This window comes from Bacillus sp. B1-b2, assembly GCF_009183415.1.
GTDB lineage: Bacteria > Bacillota > Bacilli > Bacillales > Cytobacillaceae > Niallia.
Genome location: NZ_WEHU01000013.1, coordinates 1 through 20478, shown reverse-complemented (window position 1 = coordinate 20478; position 20478 = coordinate 1). Strand labels below are relative to the sequence as shown.

The window sequence follows — 20478 nt, the reverse complement described above, 5'->3', positions numbered from 1 at the left end:
TTTTATTTCATTGCCTCTTTTTGAAAGGAAACGCAATGCTTTGCCTTCTCAATAGCTAATTCTATTTGTTTAAACCCTGTTCCACCTGCACTATTTCTTCTCTGTACAGCTGTTCTAGGATCTAAGACATGATAGATATCTTCTTCAAATAAAACACTCGCTTCTCTAAATTCAATAAGCGATAAATTCTGTAAGTAGCAACCTTTATTTACACAATAAAGGACCAATTTACCTACTACTTCATGTGCCTCTCTAAATGGCATTCCTTTATTCGATAAATAGTCTGCCAACTCGGTAGCATTAGAGAAATCATTCTTCGTAGCTTGCTCTAAATGATGAACATTTACTTTCATTGTATCCACCATACCAGCAAAGATTCTTAATGAACCTACAACTGTCTTAACAGTATCAAACATACCTTCCTTATCCTCTTGCATATCCTTGTTATAAGCTAAAGGCAATCCTTTTAACACCGTTAATAATCCCATTAGATTTCCATAGACTCTACCTGTTTTCCCTCTAATTAACTCTGCCATATCAGGGTTCTTCTTTTGGGGCATAATGCTACTACCAGTTGAATAGCTATCATCTAAATCAATAAATTTAAATTCTTGTGATGACCAAAGAATGATTTCCTCACTAAAGCGAGATAAATGCATCATTAGAATAGAGCTTGTAGATAAGAATTCTAGGATAAAATCTCTATCACTCACAGCATCCATACTATTTTCATAAATATTATCAAAGCTCATTAATTCTGCACTAAGTGTGCGATCAATTGGAAAGGTAGTTCCCGCCAAAGCACCTGCACCTAATGGCGACACATTAATTCTTTTTAAATTTTCTTGGTATCTCTGCTTATCTCTTTCAAACATCCAAAAATAAGCCATTAGATGATGAGCAAAAGAAATGGGTTGTGCACGTTGTAAGTGGGTATACCCAGGCATCAATGTCTCTATATGTTGCTCAGCCTTGTCCAATAGAACCACCTGTAGGTCATTTACAAGCTGGACTATTTGTTTCACTTGACGTTTTAAGTATAAATGCATATCAGTCGCAACCTGATCGTTTCTGCTTCGTCCAGTATGCAGTTTTCCTCCAACTGGTCCAATTAACTCAGTTAACATGGACTCTAAATTCAAATGAATGTCTTCCAGTTTAACAGAGAATTCAAGTTCATCATTCTCTGCTTTAACTTTTAATTGTTGTAAGCCATTCTTAATTTGAACTGCTTCTTCTTCAGTCAATATCCCTGTTTTAGAGAGCATTGTCACATGAGCAATGCTCCCTTCAATATCTTCTAAAACCAATTCTTGGTCAAAAGAAATGGAAGCTCCAAATTCATCTACCCATTCTTCAGCAGACTTAGTGAATCTGCCTCCCCATAATTTCTTCACACAGTCACCTTCTTGTTAGATTCCACAATGCTTTGTACTTTTGTTGGTAAGCCCCAAAGTTTAATGAACCCTACAGCTGCTGCATGATCAAATTCATCGTCAGAAGTATAAGTAGCAAGCTTTTCATCATATAATGAATATGGTGATTTTCTTCCTTCTACGATAGCATGACCTTTAAATAATTTAACACGTACCGTTCCAGTTACATTTTTTTGCGTTTCTTTTAGGAATGCCTGTAAAGCCTTTGTAATTGGAGAGAACCATAAACCATCATAAATTACTTCTGTGATTTTCTTTTCGATTACCGGTTTAAAATGTGCTACTTCTTTTACTAGAGTGATATCTTCAAGCTCTTTATGTGCTTGAATTAATGTTAATGCACCTGGACATTCATAAACTTCTCTTGATTTAATTCCCACAAGTCTATTTTCTACATGGTCAATACGTCCAACACCATGTTTACCAGCAATCTTGTTCAATTCTAGGATTAAATCTGATAGTTTATAAGATATTCCATCGATACTTACAGGTACTCCTTCTTTGAATTCTATTTCAATGATATCAGCTGTGTCTGGAGCGTTCTCAAGACTTACTGTTAAGTCATAAGCATCTTCTGGAGGTGCAGCCCAGGGATCTTCTAAAATTCCACATTCATTACTTCTTCCCCATAAGTTTTGGTCAATAGAGAATGGGCTATCTAGATTAATCGGAATAGGAATATTCTTCTCTTTTGCATAAGCAATCTCTTCTTCACGAGACCAACCCCATTCACGCACTGGAGCAAGAACCTGTAAGTTTGGATTTAAAGCTTGAATGGACACTTCAAATCTTACTTGGTCATTTCCCTTTCCAGTACAACCATGAGCAACCGCAACCGCATTCTCTTTTTCTGCCACTTCTACTAGTTTTTTAGAAATTAACGGTCTAGATAAAGCTGATACAAGTGGGTATTTCCCTTCATATAGTGTATGTGCCTGCATAGCAGTAAGAGCAAAATCATTGGCAAATTCTTCTTTTGCATCAATTACATATGATTGAACAGCTCCAACTGATAATGCTTTTTGTTGAATGAATTGTAAGTCTTTCCCTTCTCCAACATCTAAACAACATGCTACTACATCATAACCCTGATCTTGTAACCATTTAATTGCAACAGATGTATCTAAACCACCAGAATAAGCTAATACTATTTTTGGATTTGCCATTTTTGTTCCTCCTATATATACGAATATTTATTCATTAATTTATATTTTTATTCAAAAAAACTATATTAATCACTTTAACAAGTTTTGCTAATAATTTCAATAGAAATCTATAAAAATATAAAAAAACTTATTTTTATGCAATATACATAAGTTAAAAGCACTGTTACAGCTTAGGAAGAAACACTATATAACGCAGTATTTTTTATATACCCTCTATATATACATATTTCTAAACAACTTAAACCATGCATAAATTTATGCATATATATAAAAAAGAGCCGTTATGCAACAGCTCAGCCTTTATGCAATTCACTTATTATATGAGTTATTTCTGGAAGGATTAATTTATTCATAGCAAGATGTACAGCACCTGAGGAACCTGGCATAGAGAATACTGCTGTAGTTTGGATACTTCCTGCAATAGCCCTTGATAAAATGGCACTTGAGCCTATATCCTCTGTAAAGCTCAGTAATCTAAATATTTCACCAAACCCAGGTAACTCTTTTGTTAACAATGGAGCAATAGCTTCTATTGTTACATCTCGTTTCGATATACCAGTTCCACCATTTACTAAGCATACATCAATATGCTCTGCATTTACCCCTTGTAAAACCTCTGCTGCTATTTGTTCTTTTTCATCCTTTATAATTACGTGCTCTTTTACTACATGATTATTCTGTACTAGTAAATCTCTTATTAAGTGGCCACTTTTGTCTGTTTCCATTGTTCTTGTATCACTTACCGTAATAATTTTGCATCGAACGGTAGTAAATGCCTCTGAAATATGAGTTAATTTATTCACATTAGCCTCCTACTAATTAGTCTTTATAACCAAATGCTTCGATTCTACATGTTGTAATAGTAAATGCTCTTGATCTTTACTGAATAAGTAAAGTCTATGCATAGGTCTTGTCATTGCGACATAGAGAAGTTTTAACTCTAATTCCTCTAATGCATAAACCTCTTCTAATGTATAAATAATCACAGCGTCAAATTCCAGACCTTTAGAAAGATAGCTTGGTACAATGATAATATGATTTTTTTCTAATTCTTCGTTCTCCTGCAATAGCTGAATTTGAGAGATCTTTCTTTTTGCCAATTCTGTAAAGATACTTCGGCATTCCTCCTCTGTCTTCCCAATTAATGCAATAGACAAGTAGCCTTCCTTTCGTAAGTGATTAATTCTGTCTATCATATAATCCACTAACTCTGCTTTCTCTGAATAATCTTGATAAACTGGTTGTAAACCATGTCTTACAACTGGTATAACTTTTGGCAATTCTTTCTGAATTAAATGCAAAATCCCATTTGCTACATTCATTATTTCTATTGTAGTACGATAACTTTTTTGTAAAGTCATATAATTAGCTCTTGGAAAAACTTTGGTTTGTAGTGTTTTCCAATCTTTTAACCCTCTATAGGAATGGATTCCTTGAGCTAAATCTCCTACAAGGGTAAACATATCTGTTTCTAATCCTTCCTTTAAAGCATATAATTGCAATTCACTATAATCCTGCACTTCATCAATGACAATATTTTTGGCTCTGTATTCTTTATCAATCCCAAATATCTTTGATTGCATATAGAAAAGCGCACCTAAATCCTCTGTTTCTACTTGCTTTTTCTTCAACATTTTTTGTTGAAAAGTTACTAAATAATCTAATTGCTTTTCCGTCAAAGAATTGTTAGCATATTTTTTTAATCGCTCTTTATCTTCAAATAATTGTAGATAGTAGCCGTATAAAGTATTCGTCTTCATCGTGTTCATATATTTCCTAACAGCACTTGCTGCTTCTTTTTTTACTTGTATAATTCTTTCTTCTTTTGTGTCTAGGAAATAAACTACTTTTTCTTTTCTTATTTCGTCCTCTGTAATTTTTAGTGCTCTATCTAAGGCATCTTCATATTTATTTACTAGTTTATCTAGGATAATTTTTTTCTTTCTTTTTAAATCAGCCTGAAGAATGCTCTTAATTTTTTCCTTCCTTTTAATAAATGGAAGATAATCGTATTCATCCTTAAATAACCTTTCTAACTTCCTTGCACCATAAAGAGGAAATTTCTCTATGCGAAATTCTTCCTTTGGGCTCATTCCATCAAGTATATCTATTAAATACTGATCCAGAATAGTTTTAAACATTAAGGATCCTTTGAATTCTGCTAGCCATTTGATCATTTCTTCTGACTTATGCTTATGTTGAATAAGAGCGATTAATTTCTTATTTGATTCTATTACCTTTACTTTCTTTCCAATGCACATTAATACATAGTCCTTGTATGTAGTCTGTCTTATTTTTTCTACACCTAAATCTGGTAAAGCATCTGCTATGTATCCAATGAACATATTGTTTGGAGCAATAATCATTAGCTGTTCTGGTTGAAAATATTTGGCATATTGATAAATAAAGTAAGAGATTCGATGAAGAGCAATGGTCGTTTTTCCGCTTCCTGCTGCACCTTGAACAATAATAGGCTTATTAAGATCTGCTCGAATGATAGCATTTTGTTCGGCTTGAATGGTTGATATTATTTCTGTTAAACGCTGATCTGCCTTTCCAGCAAGAGATTGTTGTAATAGCTCATCCGTAGTGGTTAAATCAATATCTTGATAGTGTATTAGTTCTCCTTGTTCTATTTTATATTGCCTTTTTAAGGATAAATAGCCATCGATGGTTTCGTCGTTTACGTCATAAGAGACTTCTCCTAAACGACCATCATAATACACATTGGCAATAGGGGATCGCCAATCTACAATAATAGGTTTTTGTGTATCTTTTTCATAAAGAGAGGTTTTTCCTAAATAATAAACTCCTTTGTTTTGTTTACCTTTTATTTGATAATCAATTCGAGCAAAATAGGGAGCATTCATTATTCTTTTTAGGATGTTTAATTCTGTCGTAGCGAGCTGAAGAAATTTACTATTTGTTAAATAGTTAATATAACTTAAACTACTATCTAATGCTTCTTCATTACTAATGGATTCTTTCACACTTTGTTTTAGTGTTCCTTCGTTTATTTGTGCTTCTTCTAAAACTAAATTCATGTAGTTCTTTGTATATTCCAGTCTATCTTTTTCTTGGTCCCATTCTTGTTTAGATAAATCTTCCATGTTATTCTCCTTTCTTTCAATCAATTTTTAACCTTATGATGTTTTTTTCTTATAATGAAGTAGGTTGATTCTTTTTTTGCAACATAAGCTTTACTTATAGATTCTAACTATCCATATCTTTATCCATTTAGGAATCAAATGAAATACAGTATTCAAAACGAATCAAGATTGATTAATTAAATCCTTAAACCATCTTATCGGTATTTGATTGTACATGTAAGTACTTTTTCTGTAACAACCACTTACGATTTTTATCTTTAATTATGTAAGTTTTTAACACTATGTATATATTTTAAACAGATGTTGGTAGAAAAGAAAACAAAGACAATCCTTTTACAGCAAAAAATACTGTAAAATAGATTGTCTTTGTTTCAATTAAGGATTATTTAGCTATTTAAGATTAGATATTTCCGAATCTTACAACGTCACGAGCAATCATTACTTCTTCGTTTGTTGGAATAACTAAAACTTTTACTGGAGAGTGAGGATAGTTAATGAATGACTCTTCTCCAGAGATTTTATTTAGTGTTGGATCCCAATAAACTCCCATAAATTCTAAGCCTTTAAGAACGCGAGCACGAACTACTTCACTGTTTTCTCCGATACCTGCAGTAAAGATAATAGCATCTACTCCATTCATTCCAGATGCATAAGAACCAATATATTTATGAATATTGTCTGCAAAGATTTGAAGTGCTAATTCTGCACGATCGTTACCTGACTCAGATTGTTCTGTTATATCACGTAGGTCACTTGAGAATCCAGAGATACCGAGTAATCCACTCTTTTTATTCAATACTTGTAGTACTTCATCAGCAGACTGATCTGTTTTTTCCATGATGAATGGAATTAATGCTGGGTCAATATTACCAGAGCGTGTTCCCATTGTAACACCTGCAAGTGGAGTGAATCCCATAGATGTATCTACAGATTTACCACCTTCGATTGCTGCAATACTTGCTCCATTACCTAAATGACAAGAGATTAGGCGTAATTGATCAATTGGGCGACCTAGAAGTTCTGCCGCACGTTGTGATACATACTTATGACTTGTACCATGGAAACCATATTTACGAATTCCATATTGCTCATAATATTCGTATGGAAGGCTATATAAATAAGATTTTTCTGGCATAGTTTGATGGAATGCAGTATCAAATACAGCAACTGCAGGTACATTTGGTAAAACTTGTTGGAATGCACGAATTCCTGTTAAGTTAGCTGGATTATGAAGTGGTGCTAATTCAGAAAGAGATTCAATTTTATCGATTACAGCATCTGTAATTAGAGCTGAATCAGCGAACTCTTCGCCTCCATGAACAACACGGTGTCCAATACCTTGAATTTCATCTAATGATTCAATAATTCCTAGGTCAGTTAACTTTCCTAATAAAATTTTAACAGCTACATCATGATCAGGAATTTCTGTTACTTCTTTAATTTTCTCTCCGTTTGCAGAAATATTGAAAACTGCATCATTTAATCCAATACGCTCGATTAGACCTTTTGTAATTACTTCTTCTGAAGGCATTTCGAATAATTGAAATTTTAGTGAAGAACTACCAGCATTAATTGCAATAACTTTTGCCATAAAATATTTTACTCCCCTTTTGTATAACAACAATTTATTTTATTTGTCTGACGTTGAACAGTTTGCCTTATCTTACAGACAATATGACTTCTCTCAGTTTTCCATTAAAACATTGTACTAGAAACATTTCAAGCCGTTTATGATTGTATTTCCGCAATTTTTGGCTTTTTTAGGTTTTTTTCGCAAAAATGACATGAATTCCATTGAATTTCTTCTATATAATAGAAGAAACTGTTTTATAACAAAGCTTAGTCATTTTTATTTTCTTTTATCCAGGTTTCTAGTTCCCCTAACACTTTTTCCATTGCCTTCATATTAGAAAAGCTAGGCACATTTGCAAGTAAAACTTGTTTTGGTGCTTTTATATCATTCCCCCTTTTTTGGAGAATCAATATACTTTTTGCTGACTGTTTATTGACAAATAAGGTGGAAGGTAGTTGTAAAATCCCCTGTATATGAACAGTTTCCTTAAAATAAGCATGTAGCTTTGGAGCCTGCTCTGTTTCAAATAAATTATTAGGTATAACAAAAAATGCATAACCACCTTCTTTAAGATAATTTATACTTTGTTCTATAAATAAATGGTGAGCATAGCTGTGTCCTGTATCAGCTTTTAATTGATAATCATTTGCGCGTATATCATTTGGATAGTAACCTACTGGTAAGTCACTAACAATAATATCTGCTGGATCAATGAACAAATGCTCTAAGCTGTCTTGGTTAAAAAACTCAATCGGTTGCTCCTGCATATTGGCATTTACATAGGCTAATTGTAAAAGTAAATCATCGACGTCTACTCCGTATGCAGAAATTTGCTTGTCAGGCTGATGATTCATTACGGTTGTTAATAAATTTGCAGTACCAACTGCTAAATCAATTAATCGAAAATGAGTAGCTGTATTAAATTTTTGTACCAAATATCCAATGAACATGCCAATTGTATCTGGTGTCATTTGGTGATTTGGTTGTGTATTTTCTTTCATTCCCTTTAAAATGACAAGCTGAAAGCTCTTCCTTAATTCCTCTTTACTATATTTTGAAAGATTTACAGACTCATAAAGCTTTTTTAATCTTTTTTTGTTTAACTCACTTAATTCTTCTTGAAGGATAGCCTCTTGAAAAATATTTTCTCCTGTTAAAGCTAATGCTTCTAAATAAGAATATTCTAATTCCTCTTGAATAATTAATGCCGTCTCATTAAAGACAGTGAATAATTCCTCGACTGGAGATATTTGCATTTCTTCATCACCTAACTATCTAATTTTTTGACTGTTCTCAGTATTTCAGAACCAATCCTTAAAGAAACAAACACTACTAACTACTATATTTACAAAGAAAAAGAGCTTGTCCGCTTATTTGGGCAAACTCGTTTAGCCTATATCTTTCCGAGACTGGTGCTTTCCATGGGGGTACATCTACGAGCCGCGGTCTGCACTTACGCTTCTGAATTCCTCTCAATCTGTTGCGTAAATCCGGTAGTAATCTACCGGTCGCCTCTCTAAACTAATATATTATTGACTATAAATATTTTCTAAAAGACCTTACAAAAAGGTGAGTATCTTTCACCAAGATTCACCTTTTTGTGTATATGTACGATTACTATTTTGCAGTTTTAATGGCCTCGATTGCAGCCTCATAATCTGGATGATTACTTCCTTCGCTTACATACTCTACGTAAGTAACTTTATTATTAGAATCAACTACAAATATCGCACGAGCGAGTAGACGCAATTCTTTCATTAATACGCCATAAGCTTCTCCAAATGATAATTCTTTATGATCAGAAACTGTTGTGACATTCTCTAACCCACTTGAAGCACACCATCTTCTTTGTGCAAATGGAAGGTCTACACTAACTGTAATTACTTCCACATTTTCTAATTTGGAAGCTTCTTCGTTGAATCTTCTTGTTTGTGTATCACATACACCTGTATCAATGGATGGAATGACGCTAAAAAGACGAACTTTACCTGCTGAGCTGTTTAAAGTTACTTCAGACATATCATTTGCAAGTACTGTAAAATCAGGAGCTGTATCCCCAACCTTTACTTCATTACCAATTATAGTAACTGGATTATGCTTAAATGTAATAGATGGCATTGTCCAAATTCCTCCCACAAATGTTCTTTTAATCACATCATATCCTATATAGCTTCATTTGAAAAGAAATTGAACTAGAAGTATGCTAGCTTCTACATAAAAAATTCGTTTCACAAGCAGTAAGCATTTCAGTACTGCTGTGAAACGAATGAAATTTTATTAGAATTCAATATCTTCCTTCGGTTGTTCATTTTGATTTGCAGATGAAGAAGAATCTTTATCTTTTTTCGCAAACATTTGTTGAATTTTATCTACTGCCTGTGGAGCAATATCTAATAATTTCTCATAGAGATGTGTACTTTCATCAAGATGAACCATTTTTACTCCTTGGCCGTTTACAATTAAAAAAGCAATTGGTGTAATACTAACTCCACCACCACTTCCTCCTCCAAATGGATGCTTTGTTAGAGGTTCATTTACAGAGTGATTCTCTAGAGTAAATTCACTTCCACCAGCAGCAAAACCAAATCCAACTTTTGATACAGTTAGTATAACACTACCGTCCGGAGTTTCCACAGGATCTCCTATGATTGTATTAACATCAATCATTTCTTTTAAGTTTTCCATTGCTGTAGTCATTAGCCCTTGAATTGGATGATCTGACATGTACTATTCCTCCATTTAATTTACTATTTTGGGATAGATGTTTCATTTGTCTTTAGATTTGGGAATCCATCTTTCCAAAATTTCACTAGTTTAATTCCTGCCATCATAGCATGCCCTATGCGAAATTGAATCATACACGTAAATAAAGTTTCTGAAGCAACTCCTTGAAATTGTGGATAAATGTTTATTTTCGGCATATTAGCAAGCTTCATATATTGACTAATAATCCCGATAATTCCTCCTTTACCTGCCCATATTGCACCTGTCACCATCCCTGTATGAGCCGCGTCTCCTAAGCCAACAATTGTACTCCATTCCATATTCTTGATGGTTAGCTTAGATAAGAAATACTTCACGATACGGTGAAGATTTACAACATGCTGTAAAACTTCCTTTGTATTAGAAAGAATATTTATTAAATCATGTGCTCCAAATTGCTTTGTGTCCTTCTGGATTGGTTCTTCTGCATTACCTATTTCCGTTTCGTCCTTCACTACAATGGTTGGAGAATCATCATCTATTTTTATTAAGGGTATTTTCTTTTTTATTTTTATCAATCCAAAGAATAACCTAACTTCAATTGTTAAATCATCATTATCCTTTTTATGATAATACCTAACATATATTGTAAGTTTCAAAATACTAATGAATAGAGATAATAAGACCAGACTACCAATAATAATAAGTATGATGTAGAGAATATTCATAAAAAACACTTCCCTTCAGCCTTTTATTATTGGATAAAATAGAAAAAAATAAACCTGCATGCACGCAGGTTTATTTTTTATTTTTTATAAAAGGATGGCATAATAATCAACTATAGCAACTCTTGCAAAAAATTTCATCGATCATGTATAACTGTTGTATCTGCAAATATATCATGCAAGCCTTGTTTTCTTGGTAGGAAGGCAACAAGTACATACAGAATTAATAGACTTCCAGAGATGAATCTTCCAATCCATTCTCGAAAAATAATAGTGCTCCAAGATAATTTTTCCTTCTCAAAGGAAACTACTTTTAAACCGAATATCATTTTTCCTAAGGTTTGCTTTAAAAATTTTGTCATTAGTACAAAATACAAATAAAAAATAACAGCTGTACAGATATTTGCAATAGAGAAAATTCCCCCTTCATGTAAAGGGACGTCTAGTACACGTAATACAGGATAAATTAGGATACGATTCACACTACCTATAATAATTAAGTCGACTAAATAAGCCCAAAAACGCATCCAAAAGCCTGCATATCTATCCGTATCCAATTGCATTTCGTTTTTTTCTGGGGAAGATAGAGTTTCTTCTACTTCTTGACTCATTATTGGCGATGTAGTCGTTATATCCTTTACTTCCTGCTCAAATTGTGGTGCATTATTTTCATTTCTATTTTCTTGATTCATCTTTTCCCCTCCTACTCTGCATATAAATACATCATGCGAGGAGAGTTAGCATTTGTCACAACTTTTAATATATTCGCTAATTCTCTGTCCTCACCAGTCATCAGTTTTTGAGCTGTCATGGAAAATAAGGATGGTAATCCAACATTATCAGAATAACTAATAACCGATGCATCTTTTATATCTAAGTCAGTTTTCATTTGCTCTACTACGTCATCAAAATAACCAAATTCATCGATTAATTTTAAATCTTTTGCTTGGCGACCATCATATATTCTTCCATCAGCAATGCTTCTTACTTCTTCTTCTGACATTCCTCTACCATCTGCAATAACCTTTACAAAACCACTGTAAGAATTATCTATCATTGTCTGCAGAATTTGTCTCTCATCTTCTGTCATTTCTCTAGTAGAACTCATAATGTCTTTATATTGTCCACTTTTAATTGTGACAAACTCTACTCCATATTTCTCTGCTAGTCCTTCAAAATTATATCCGCTCATTATAACTCCAAGGGATCCTGTTAATGTTTCAGCACTAGCAAAGATTTTATCAGCAGGTGCTGAAATATAATATCCTCCCGATGCAGCCATTGAACCCATAGAAACATAAATAGGTTTCTTTGTTTCTTCTTTAATCTCCACTAATTTATCATGAATTTCAGCACTTTCCACTACTCCTCCACCAGGAGAGTTTACTTTCAGTATAATCCCTTTCACATCAGGATCTTCTTTTACATAATCAAGCTCTTCTAAAAATGCCTGATGGTTATATCCTTCTGCTGAAAAGAAAGAACCAGATTCTCCCGTATCTTGAATAGTTCCGTTCACTTCTAAAACAGCGATCTTATCAAAACCCGTACCTTCTTCTATGTATTCTTCTAAGAAAGGAGTATCCTCTGCTCCGACCATTTCACTAAACATTCCTTCTAAGTCAGTTGTTAATGCGACAGATGCAAGACTTGTTACTATTGAAACTACAAAAATAAATGCAGCAATAATGACTGCTGCCCAGCGTTTTCCATTCATTTCATTTTTACCTCCTTTTTATTTCCATTATGTATACGAATATCCATACAAAATGTTTCAAGAAAATTCCTTATTGTATAAACTTTACTTAAACCACCGTGTTCATTCCTTATTCATTAAAGTGAAATGCCCTATTTACCATCAGTAAATTTTTTAGATAATTTTACAAATTTCTCGCCTTGGTTACAACTAAAAAAAATGTGTATTTATAAAAAAAAAGAAGGAGAAAATCTCTTTCTTAAGCAATACTTTTTACTTCCTTATGCTTTCTTGATTTAGAAAATAATTTAGTTTTAGATAGAGAATAAATCGTTAGTGCTAACCAAATAAACATAAAGGATAAAAGGTGCGAAGATGTGAATGGTTCATGATAAACAAATACACCAAGAATTAATGTTAGTGTAGGTGTTAAATACTGAATAAATCCGAGCATAGATAATGGGATTCTTTGTGCTCCTTTAGCGAAAAATAATAAAGGAATGGCCGTTAAAACACCCGAAGTCATTAGTAATACATCTAAACTAGCTGAAACATTAAGAAAAGCATGGTCACCCTTGATAAACAAATACCCTAAATATAATAGCGCAAATGGCGTAATAAACATCGTTTCTAATGTTAAGCCAATTTCTGAATCTATTTTTATTAACTTTTTCGCTAACCCATATAATCCAAAGGTGAGTGCAAGTGAAATAGCTACCCACGGAAATGCCCCATGAGAAAAAGTAATAATGAATACGCCAATACCTGCTAACGCGACTGACACATATTGAATTTTAGAAAGCTTCTCTTTTAACACTATTATTCCTAAAAGTACACTCACAAGTGGATTAATATAATACCCTAAACTTGTTTCAATAATTTTATTGGAATTCACTGCCCATATGTAGATAAACCAATTACATGATACCAATATGGAGGCAATAAAAAGCATCAGTCCTTGTTTTTTGTTTTTTTTAAAGGACAGTAGAGTTTGGTAGAATAATTTCCATTTACGTGTAAATGTAAGAATGATAGCCATGAAAACAAAGGACCAGAGTACACGGCTAGCTAATATCTCGTCAGCTCCAACTCCTTGGAGGTTTTTCCAATAAATAGGAAATAAACCCCAAATTAGATAAGCAACTGCTGCATAAAGTACTCCATTTCGAATATTATTTTTTTCCATTATCATCTCTTCTTTCTATTATCGAAATATTCCATATTATATAGATAAATAGAAATAGTTACAATGCTTTTGGTGAAAATAGTTACAAATCTTACTAAAAATAACTCCATCCTAGATATGAAGATATAATACTCCTCTATTTAATTAAAGGAATTCTCATACATTATTTGGTTTCCTACAATCGTCTTAGCAATTTTTATGTTTTCTATTTGAGAAGGTGGTACATCGAAAATATCCTCATGAAGTACAGTAAAATCTGCGAGATACCCTTTTTCAATTTTCCCTCTATCTCCTTCATGGCAAATAGCATAAGCACTTCCTAATGTATATAAACTTATTGCTTCATAAATGCTCAAAGCTTCTTCAAGTATATATCCTTGCCCACTCTTATCCTCCTGATTCGTTCTCGTTACTGCAGCTTGAATACCTGCCAATGGATTCACACTTTCGATTGGGGCATCTGAACCTCCAGCACAATGTAAACCTTCCTGAAGTAGTGTTTTCCATGCATAACAATAAGATAAATGGTCTTTTCCTAATCGATCTATCACCCAAGGAAAATCCGAAGTAACAAAGCTTGGTTGAATATCAAGGATAAGAGGCAAACCTTTTATTCTCTCTACTAAATCTTCACGAAGCATAGTTGCATGAATGAGTCGGTCTCTTCCAAAACCTCTTAATGGATTAGCTTCTATTGCCCTAATTACCATATCAAATGCTTCATCACCGATAGCATGAACAGCAATTGGCACTTCTTTGTCTCTTGCTTTTTTTACCAATTGATTTAACTGTTCCTGTGTGAAAATACTAACACCATTTGTACTTGAATCATCATGATATGGCCTACTTAACAAGGCAGTTCGTCCACCAAATGCTCCATCAGCAAAAATCTTCATGCTTCCCAGTTCTACCCATTCACTTCCTCCTAAGTATTTCCCACCACTATTAATCATATCTTGAAAAACCTCATGGTGAACGAGCAAATGAGCTCTAAAATGATTTCCTTCTTCATCTATAACTTTTCTAAATGAACGATATGTTCCTTCATACCCATGATAATAATAAAGATCCTCTGTATGCGCACCTGTTAATCCTAATCGATAAGCATCTTTAATCCCTAAACGTAGGGCATTTTGTACATACTCATCTGACACTTTTGGTAAGATCTTCGTTATTAATTCCTGGGCCTGTTCCTTCAGTAATCCCGTTGGCTCCCCTTCCCTATCTTTTTCTATAACACCGCCAAAAGGCTCTTGCGTTGCTCTTGTGATAGTCGCAAGCTTTAAAGCATATGAATTTACTGCTATAGCATGTTTGCAAACTCTGTTTAGAACTACAGGGTGATTTCGAACATACTCATCAATATCCGTTTTAGAAAGTACACTTTGCTCTTCCCAAAGATTTTCATTCCAACCATCCCCAATAATCCATTCTCCTTCTGGTTTATTTTTGGCGTATTCCCGCAATAGCACTAATGCTTCCTTTTTAGATGAGCAAGCGGATAAATCTAATCGCATTAATTTTTCCCCATGACCTACTAAATGCATATGACTATCTACGAAACCTGGGAATAACACTGTGCCTTTAAGATCTAACCCTTCTTGAATCGCGTCACCATATTTTTTTTCTAATTCATTCTTCTTTCCATAATCTACAATGAGGGATCCTTCCGTATAAATAGCTTCAACCATATGTCCTTCTTCTTGCATCGTGTAAATAATACCACCAAAAATTAGCTTTCCCATGTTAATCCTCCTCTTATATTATAAAAAGGGACTCTCATAACCTAATAGATTATTGAGAAACCCCTTTTTTTCATGCATTTTCTAGCACATACTCTTATTAATTAGTAGATTTCTTTTTCCATTCATTATCTCTTAACTCTACTCTTCGAATCTTTCCAGAAGTAGTTTTAGGAAGCTCCTTTAAATACTCTATTTTCCGTGGATATTTATAAGGTGCAGTCAGTTTCTTCACATGATTTTGCAAATCCTTTGTCAATTCTTCAGTTTCCTCTATACCATCTTGAAGGACGACAAAGGCTTTTACAATATTGCCTCGAATAGAATCAGGGCTCGCTACAACCGCACATTCCTTTACTGCTTTATGTTTTACAAGTGCATCCTCTACTTCAAAAGGCCCTATTGTATATCCAGAACTAATGATAATATCATCACTTCTTCCTTCAAACCAGAAATATCCCTCTTCATCTTTCTTCGCACGATCTCCTGTAATATAGTAGTCTCCTCTAAATTGACTCTTCGTTCTTTCAGGCTCTTTTAGATATTCTTTAAATAATGCCGGAGTATCTTTATGAACAGCAATGTCTCCAACTTCTCCTACTGCACATACTTCTCCGTCTTCATTCACAATTTCTACTATATTTCCCGGAGTAGGTTTCCCCATTGATCCTGGACGCAAATCAATCCCTTTTGTAATTCCTAATAGTAATGTATTTTCTGTTTGACCATATCCATCTCTAACATCTAATTGAAAATGCTCTTTAAAAACATCAATAACTTCTCTGTTTAATGGTTCCCCTGCAGAAACAGCACTATGAAGGCTAGGTAAACGAAAAGTATGTATATCTTCTACTTTTGCCATTAATCGATATTCTGTTGGTGTACAACAAAGAACATTCACTTCGTATTTTTCTAAAAGTTGCAAGTATTTACGTGCATTAAATCTACCATGATAGACAAGACCTATTGCCCCTGACCCTAAAACAGATAACAATGGACTCCAAACCCACTTTTGCCATCCTGGGCCTGCAGTAGCCCAAACTAAGTCACCCTCTTCAATACATAACCAATTAGGAGCAGCTGTGCGTAAATGAGCATATGCCCAGCCATGTGTATGCACTACACCTTTTGGATTACCCGTTGTTCCGGATGTATAAGAGATAAAAGCCGTATCCGTTCGTAATGTAGGTTCAATCTCTAATTGATTAGATGCGCTATTTGCAGCTTCCTCTAAATGAATCCACCCATCTAAAGGCTTGCCTAAAACAAAGCGCTTAATTGTACTTACTTCCTCCACTAAATTTAATTCCTCTATGTATGGGTAATAACTAATTACCGCTTTTACTTCTCCATGTTTGATTCGGAACTGAAGATCTTTTGCACGCAGCATTTCTGAGCTTGGCAAAATAATCATACCTAGTTTTAATGCAGCTAAATATACTTCGTATGCATGCACAATACGGGGTACTACAACTAGTACAACATCACCTTTTTTTAATCCTTCCGCTTTTAATACATTTCCTATTTTATTTGCTTGTTCCATAATGGAAGCATATGTAACTTCCTTTATATTGCCTTCTTCATTCTCCCATTTTAATGCCAATCTATCTGGATTTTGGGCATATTTTTCAATTTCTGATACAAAATTATATTGTTCTGGAGCAATTAAATCCTCTTGATTCAACATGGTGAATCCCCCTATTTCAAATTCAGTAAAAATACTTTTATCATTATACTATTTTACCTATTATTTTTGAAATATTTTTACTTTTCATCCGAGATTCATCGGATATAATACAGCGTTTTCATACCTATCTATTAAAGAGCTCTAGCGTTTACACACATGGTTATTTTTCTTCCATTAATTTTAACTACTAGCATGAATATAAACGAAGAAAAGGAGTAAGGCAGTTGCCTTACTCCTTGTAGCCAAGTATTCAATTATTTTGTATAACCACCTAATTGTTGTTCAGCCATTTGAACTAAACGTTTAGTGATTTCACCACCAACTGAACCGTTAGCACGAGCTGTTGTTTCAGCACCTAGGTTTACACCAAATTCAGTAGCGATTTCATATTTCATTTGATCTAGTGCTTGAGAAACACCAGGAACTAATAATTGGTTTGAACTGTTGTTGTTTGCCATGTGTATCACCTCCTTGTTGATAATAGAATGTGTAATACACATGGCATTCATTCGCTATATTGACTGGTAATTGTTCACATTATTATAGGGAAAAACTGGTGGCAGGCACTTTTCCTATAGTACAATAAAAACTAACGCTTAATTAGAACAAGTTTTCTATTTCTTTTTCTAATGAATCTGTGTTTCCTTTAAGGATCATTGTTTCTACTTTCTTTACTGCCTCTTGTATCATAGGCTCAAAATCCACAAAGCTTTCATAAAACTGCACTTTTTCTTTTTTGGGTTTTGTTTTTGGCGAGGCTGGCACAAAAACTGTACAGCAATCCTCAAATGGACGAATAGATATATCATGTGTATCAATTTGTCTTGCAATCTCGATAATCTCCGTTTTATCTGATGTAACTAATGGTCGAATAATAGGAGTACTAGTTACATCATTTATTGCATACATACTTTCAATCGTTTGGCTTGCAACCTGACCTAAACTTTCTCCAGTTATAATAGCAAGTGCTTCTTGTCTTTTTCTTAATTCATCTGTAATCCTTAACATCATTCTTCTTGTAGCTGTCATCGTATAATTCTCAGGGATTTGCTTATGAATTAATTGCTGTATTTCCGTAAAAGGCACAATATGCAGAACAAAATGGCCATTAAATTGAGCTAACTTGCTTGATAGATCGATTACTTTCTGCTTAGCTCTCTCACTCGTGAAAGGAGGACTAAAGAAGTGAACTCCTTCTACCTCTAATCCTCTTTTCATGGATAAGTAGCCTGCAACTGGACTATCTAGACCACCTGATAGCATTAACATTGCCTTTCCACTTGTCCCAGAAGGCAATCCTCCTGCACCTTGGATATTCTCGCATGATAAATAAATCGCTTCTTCTCTAACTTCTACTTGTAGATTGATATCTGGTTTTTTGACATCGACTTTTAGAGTAGACATGTTTTTCAGTAGATAACCACCTACCAAATGGTTAAGCTCATTTGTATCTAATTCAAATGTTTTATCTGCTCTTCTAGCACTAACTTTGAAGGATGCTCCTTCATAAAATACACTTGAAACTAACTCCAAGGAAACTTCTTTCAGCTTGTCTAAATCTCTTTCTAGCTTTATAGCAGGGCTGAAGGATTGAATTCCGAATATATTGGTAAGAATTTTGGTAATATCCTTTACATTCTTCTCCCCATTTAATAACACATACATTCTTTCTCTTTTCGCTTCTATCCTTACTTGAGGAAAGCTTTCTAAAGCTAGCGCTATTGTTCTTCTTAATTTATCAACAAATTGTTTTCTATTTCTTCCTTTTGTAGATAATTCACCATATCTAATTAATATACGATCATAATTCACTTCGTTACACCTCTTAGCCATTCCATTACTTGTTTGATTTCTTTTATTACCATTTTCATTTCTTCCATTGTATTATCATACGAAAAGCTTACTCGGAAGGAACTTTCTGCTAGAGGGATTGGTATCCCCATCGCCAACAACGTCTTACTTACATTATTTGTTTTTGAAGAACAGGCACTCGTAGTAGATATAAAAATACCTTTATCCCCTAATGCGTGTACAAACACTTCCGCTTTCATACCATCTATAGAGAAGTTAAGGATATGAGGGATACTCTTATCCTCACTAGGAGTATGGATGGTTACTCCTTCCATACTCGCAAGCTGCTTCCGCATGAATAACTGAAGCTCGCGCACCTTCTCCAACTTATTCTTTTGATTTTCCATTTGCATTCGAAGTGCTTTGGCTGTAGAAACAGTTCCCGCTACATTTTCTGTTCCACTTCTAAAGTTACCTTCCTGCCCACCACCTAACAGCAAAGCAGGCAGTCTTTTTCCATCTTTTACATACAATACACCATTTCCTTTTAACCCATGAAATTTATGAGCAGATATGGTATATGCATCAATATTTGCTTTACTTAAGGCTAATTCTTTTTTTCCTATACCTTGTACTCCATCTACATGATAAAAAATAGTTGGGTAGTTCTGAAGCAATGCTCCTATTTCTTCAATTGGTTGTATAGAGCCTATCTCATTATTCACATGCATAATGGAGACAAGAATCGTATCTTTTCGTATTGCTTGCTGTAGATCACTTAAAGTTACTTGACCAAATTCATTTACAGGTAAATAAGTAATAGAGAAGCCGTCTTTTTCTAACTGTTCCATTACTTTATAAATAGAATCATGTTCTATACAAGATGTAATAATATGATTGCCTTTATTTTTGTTAAGATAGGCAATGCCCTTTATCGCCGTATTATTTCCCTCTGTTCCACCAGAAGTGAAGTAGATTTCATTACTTTTCACTTCAAGCATTTTAGCTATTTGTTCTCTAGCCTGTATTAATAGCCTCTCTGCTTCCATTCCTATGCGATGAATGGAGGAGGGATTTCCGAAATATTTATGCGATACAGTCGCGTATGATTGAATAACTTCTGGAAATGGCATAGTTGTTGCACTGTTGTCTAAATATATCATAGCCTTTGCATTTCCTTTCTTATAATTCACTAAATAATTAGTAACTCAACTTTCGCATCGAAAAATGTGGGATAAGTTCAACAAGCAGTAGTTGCTGATGTCATTCAAGTACGATCATTGACACAATAAAAACACATGAAAAAACACCTATCCGTTTGGTATAGTTGATTTGTCTAGAATCAAACATTCCATACAGAAGAGGTGTCCTCTATATGATAGCGAATAATGACCAAACTAAGCAACTACCAAATGAAATAAAATCTACCTTTAAAGAATTAAAAGTATTGAAACATCTTAGAAAAGCTGGAATTACCAAGTCTTTTGGCTTTACCTGCGCTTATTTATTTCAGCTCATTTTCTGTTTGATCTTCGAAAATAAAAACTGGTTTCGAACACTTGAAAGTAAGAAATCTACCGATATTCCAGCTAAAGACGCGGTCTATCGTTTCTTAAATCGTTCCACTTATTCATGGAGAAGGTTTCTTCTTTTATTAAGCGCA

Annotated in this window: 17 protein-coding genes and 1 pseudogene; 1 reads left to right on the top strand and 17 read right to left on the bottom strand. The window is 33.9% G+C overall.

Annotated features, from left to right (window positions below):
* Nucleotides 1-2: 2 nt before the first annotated feature.
* From argH to F9279_RS13680, 17 genes are all read right to left on the bottom strand, one after another.
* Nucleotides 3-1397: an argininosuccinate lyase gene (argH, locus tag F9279_RS13760; RefSeq protein WP_152113960.1), complete on the bottom strand. Its 1395-nt coding sequence runs from the start codon at nt 1395-1397 to the stop codon at nt 3-5.
* Nucleotides 1394-2602 carry an argininosuccinate synthase gene (locus F9279_RS13755; RefSeq protein WP_152113958.1) on the bottom strand — a complete coding sequence of 403 codons (1209 nt, stop codon included), beginning with the start codon at nt 2600-2602 and terminating at the stop codon, nt 1394-1396. Before F9279_RS13755 ends, argH begins: the two co-directional genes overlap by 4 nt.
* Before the next feature lie 293 nt (nt 2603-2895).
* Nucleotides 2896-3405: a molybdenum cofactor biosynthesis protein B gene (locus tag F9279_RS13750; protein ID WP_226793514.1), complete on the bottom strand. Its 510-nt coding sequence runs from the start codon at nt 3403-3405 to the stop codon at nt 2896-2898.
* A 12-nt stretch (nt 3406-3417) separates the two neighbouring features.
* Nucleotides 3418-5712, bottom strand: a complete 2295-nt coding sequence (gene helD / locus F9279_RS13745; RefSeq protein ID WP_152113956.1) for an RNA polymerase recycling motor HelD — start codon at nt 5710-5712, stop codon at nt 3418-3420.
* Nucleotides 5713-6112: 400 nt separating this feature from the next.
* On the bottom strand, nt 6113-7303 hold the full coding sequence (locus F9279_RS13740; protein WP_152113954.1) for an acetate kinase: 1191 nt from the start codon (nt 7301-7303) through the stop codon (nt 6113-6115).
* A gap of 248 nt (nt 7304-7551) precedes the next feature.
* Nucleotides 7552-8541, bottom strand: a complete 990-nt coding sequence (locus F9279_RS13735) for a class I SAM-dependent methyltransferase (RefSeq protein ID WP_152113952.1) — start codon at nt 8539-8541, stop codon at nt 7552-7554.
* A gap of 361 nt (nt 8542-8902) precedes the next feature.
* Nucleotides 8903-9403: a thiol peroxidase gene (tpx, locus tag F9279_RS13730; protein WP_152113950.1), complete on the bottom strand. Its 501-nt coding sequence runs from the start codon at nt 9401-9403 to the stop codon at nt 8903-8905.
* Nucleotides 9404-9562: 159 nt separating this feature from the next.
* Nucleotides 9563-10009 carry a GerW family sporulation protein gene (gene ytfJ, locus F9279_RS13725; RefSeq protein ID WP_152113948.1) on the bottom strand — a complete coding sequence of 149 codons (447 nt, stop codon included), beginning with the start codon at nt 10007-10009 and terminating at the stop codon, nt 9563-9565.
* Nucleotides 10010-10032: 23 nt separating this feature from the next.
* On the bottom strand, nt 10033-10716 hold the full coding sequence (locus F9279_RS13720; RefSeq protein ID WP_152113945.1) for a DUF2953 domain-containing protein: 684 nt from the start codon (nt 10714-10716) through the stop codon (nt 10033-10035).
* Between the two features lie 134 nt (nt 10717-10850).
* Nucleotides 10851-11276: an RDD family protein gene (locus F9279_RS13715; RefSeq protein ID WP_226793526.1), complete on the bottom strand. Its 426-nt coding sequence runs from the start codon at nt 11274-11276 to the stop codon at nt 10851-10853.
* A gap of 140 nt (nt 11277-11416) precedes the next feature.
* Nucleotides 11417-12430, bottom strand: a complete 1014-nt coding sequence (gene sppA / locus F9279_RS13710; protein WP_152113941.1) for a signal peptide peptidase SppA — start codon at nt 12428-12430, stop codon at nt 11417-11419.
* A gap of 238 nt (nt 12431-12668) precedes the next feature.
* Complete coding sequence (gene rarD, locus F9279_RS13705) at nt 12669-13595, bottom strand: EamA family transporter RarD (RefSeq protein WP_152113939.1); 927 nt, start codon at nt 13593-13595, stop codon at nt 12669-12671.
* A gap of 140 nt (nt 13596-13735) precedes the next feature.
* A complete protein-coding gene (locus tag F9279_RS13700; RefSeq protein WP_152113937.1) occupies nt 13736-15340 on the bottom strand; it encodes an amidohydrolase in 1605 nt (534 codons plus the stop codon).
* A gap of 97 nt (nt 15341-15437) precedes the next feature.
* Entirely contained in the window at nt 15438-17021 is a 1584-nt protein-coding gene (gene mbcS / locus F9279_RS13695; protein WP_152114154.1) for an acyl-CoA synthetase MbcS, read from the bottom strand.
* A 257-nt stretch (nt 17022-17278) separates the two neighbouring features.
* On the bottom strand, nt 17279-17482 hold the full coding sequence (locus F9279_RS13690; RefSeq protein ID WP_152113935.1) for an alpha/beta-type small acid-soluble spore protein: 204 nt from the start codon (nt 17480-17482) through the stop codon (nt 17279-17281).
* Between the two features lie 142 nt (nt 17483-17624).
* The gene (gene thiI, locus F9279_RS13685; protein ID WP_193224577.1) at nt 17625-18836 is read right to left on the bottom strand and encodes a tRNA uracil 4-sulfurtransferase ThiI; all 1212 of its coding nucleotides are present in this window, start codon (nt 18834-18836) and stop codon (nt 17625-17627) included.
* A complete protein-coding gene (locus F9279_RS13680; RefSeq protein WP_152113931.1) occupies nt 18833-19978 on the bottom strand; it encodes a cysteine desulfurase family protein in 1146 nt (381 codons plus the stop codon). The genes thiI and F9279_RS13680 overlap by 4 nt, the downstream gene beginning before the upstream one ends.
* Before the next feature lie 212 nt (nt 19979-20190).
* On the opposite strand from F9279_RS13680, the pseudogene F9279_RS13675 reads away from it, so the two are divergent.
* Nucleotides 20191-20478: pseudogene (locus F9279_RS13675) on the top strand (IS4 family transposase); the annotation flags it as partial.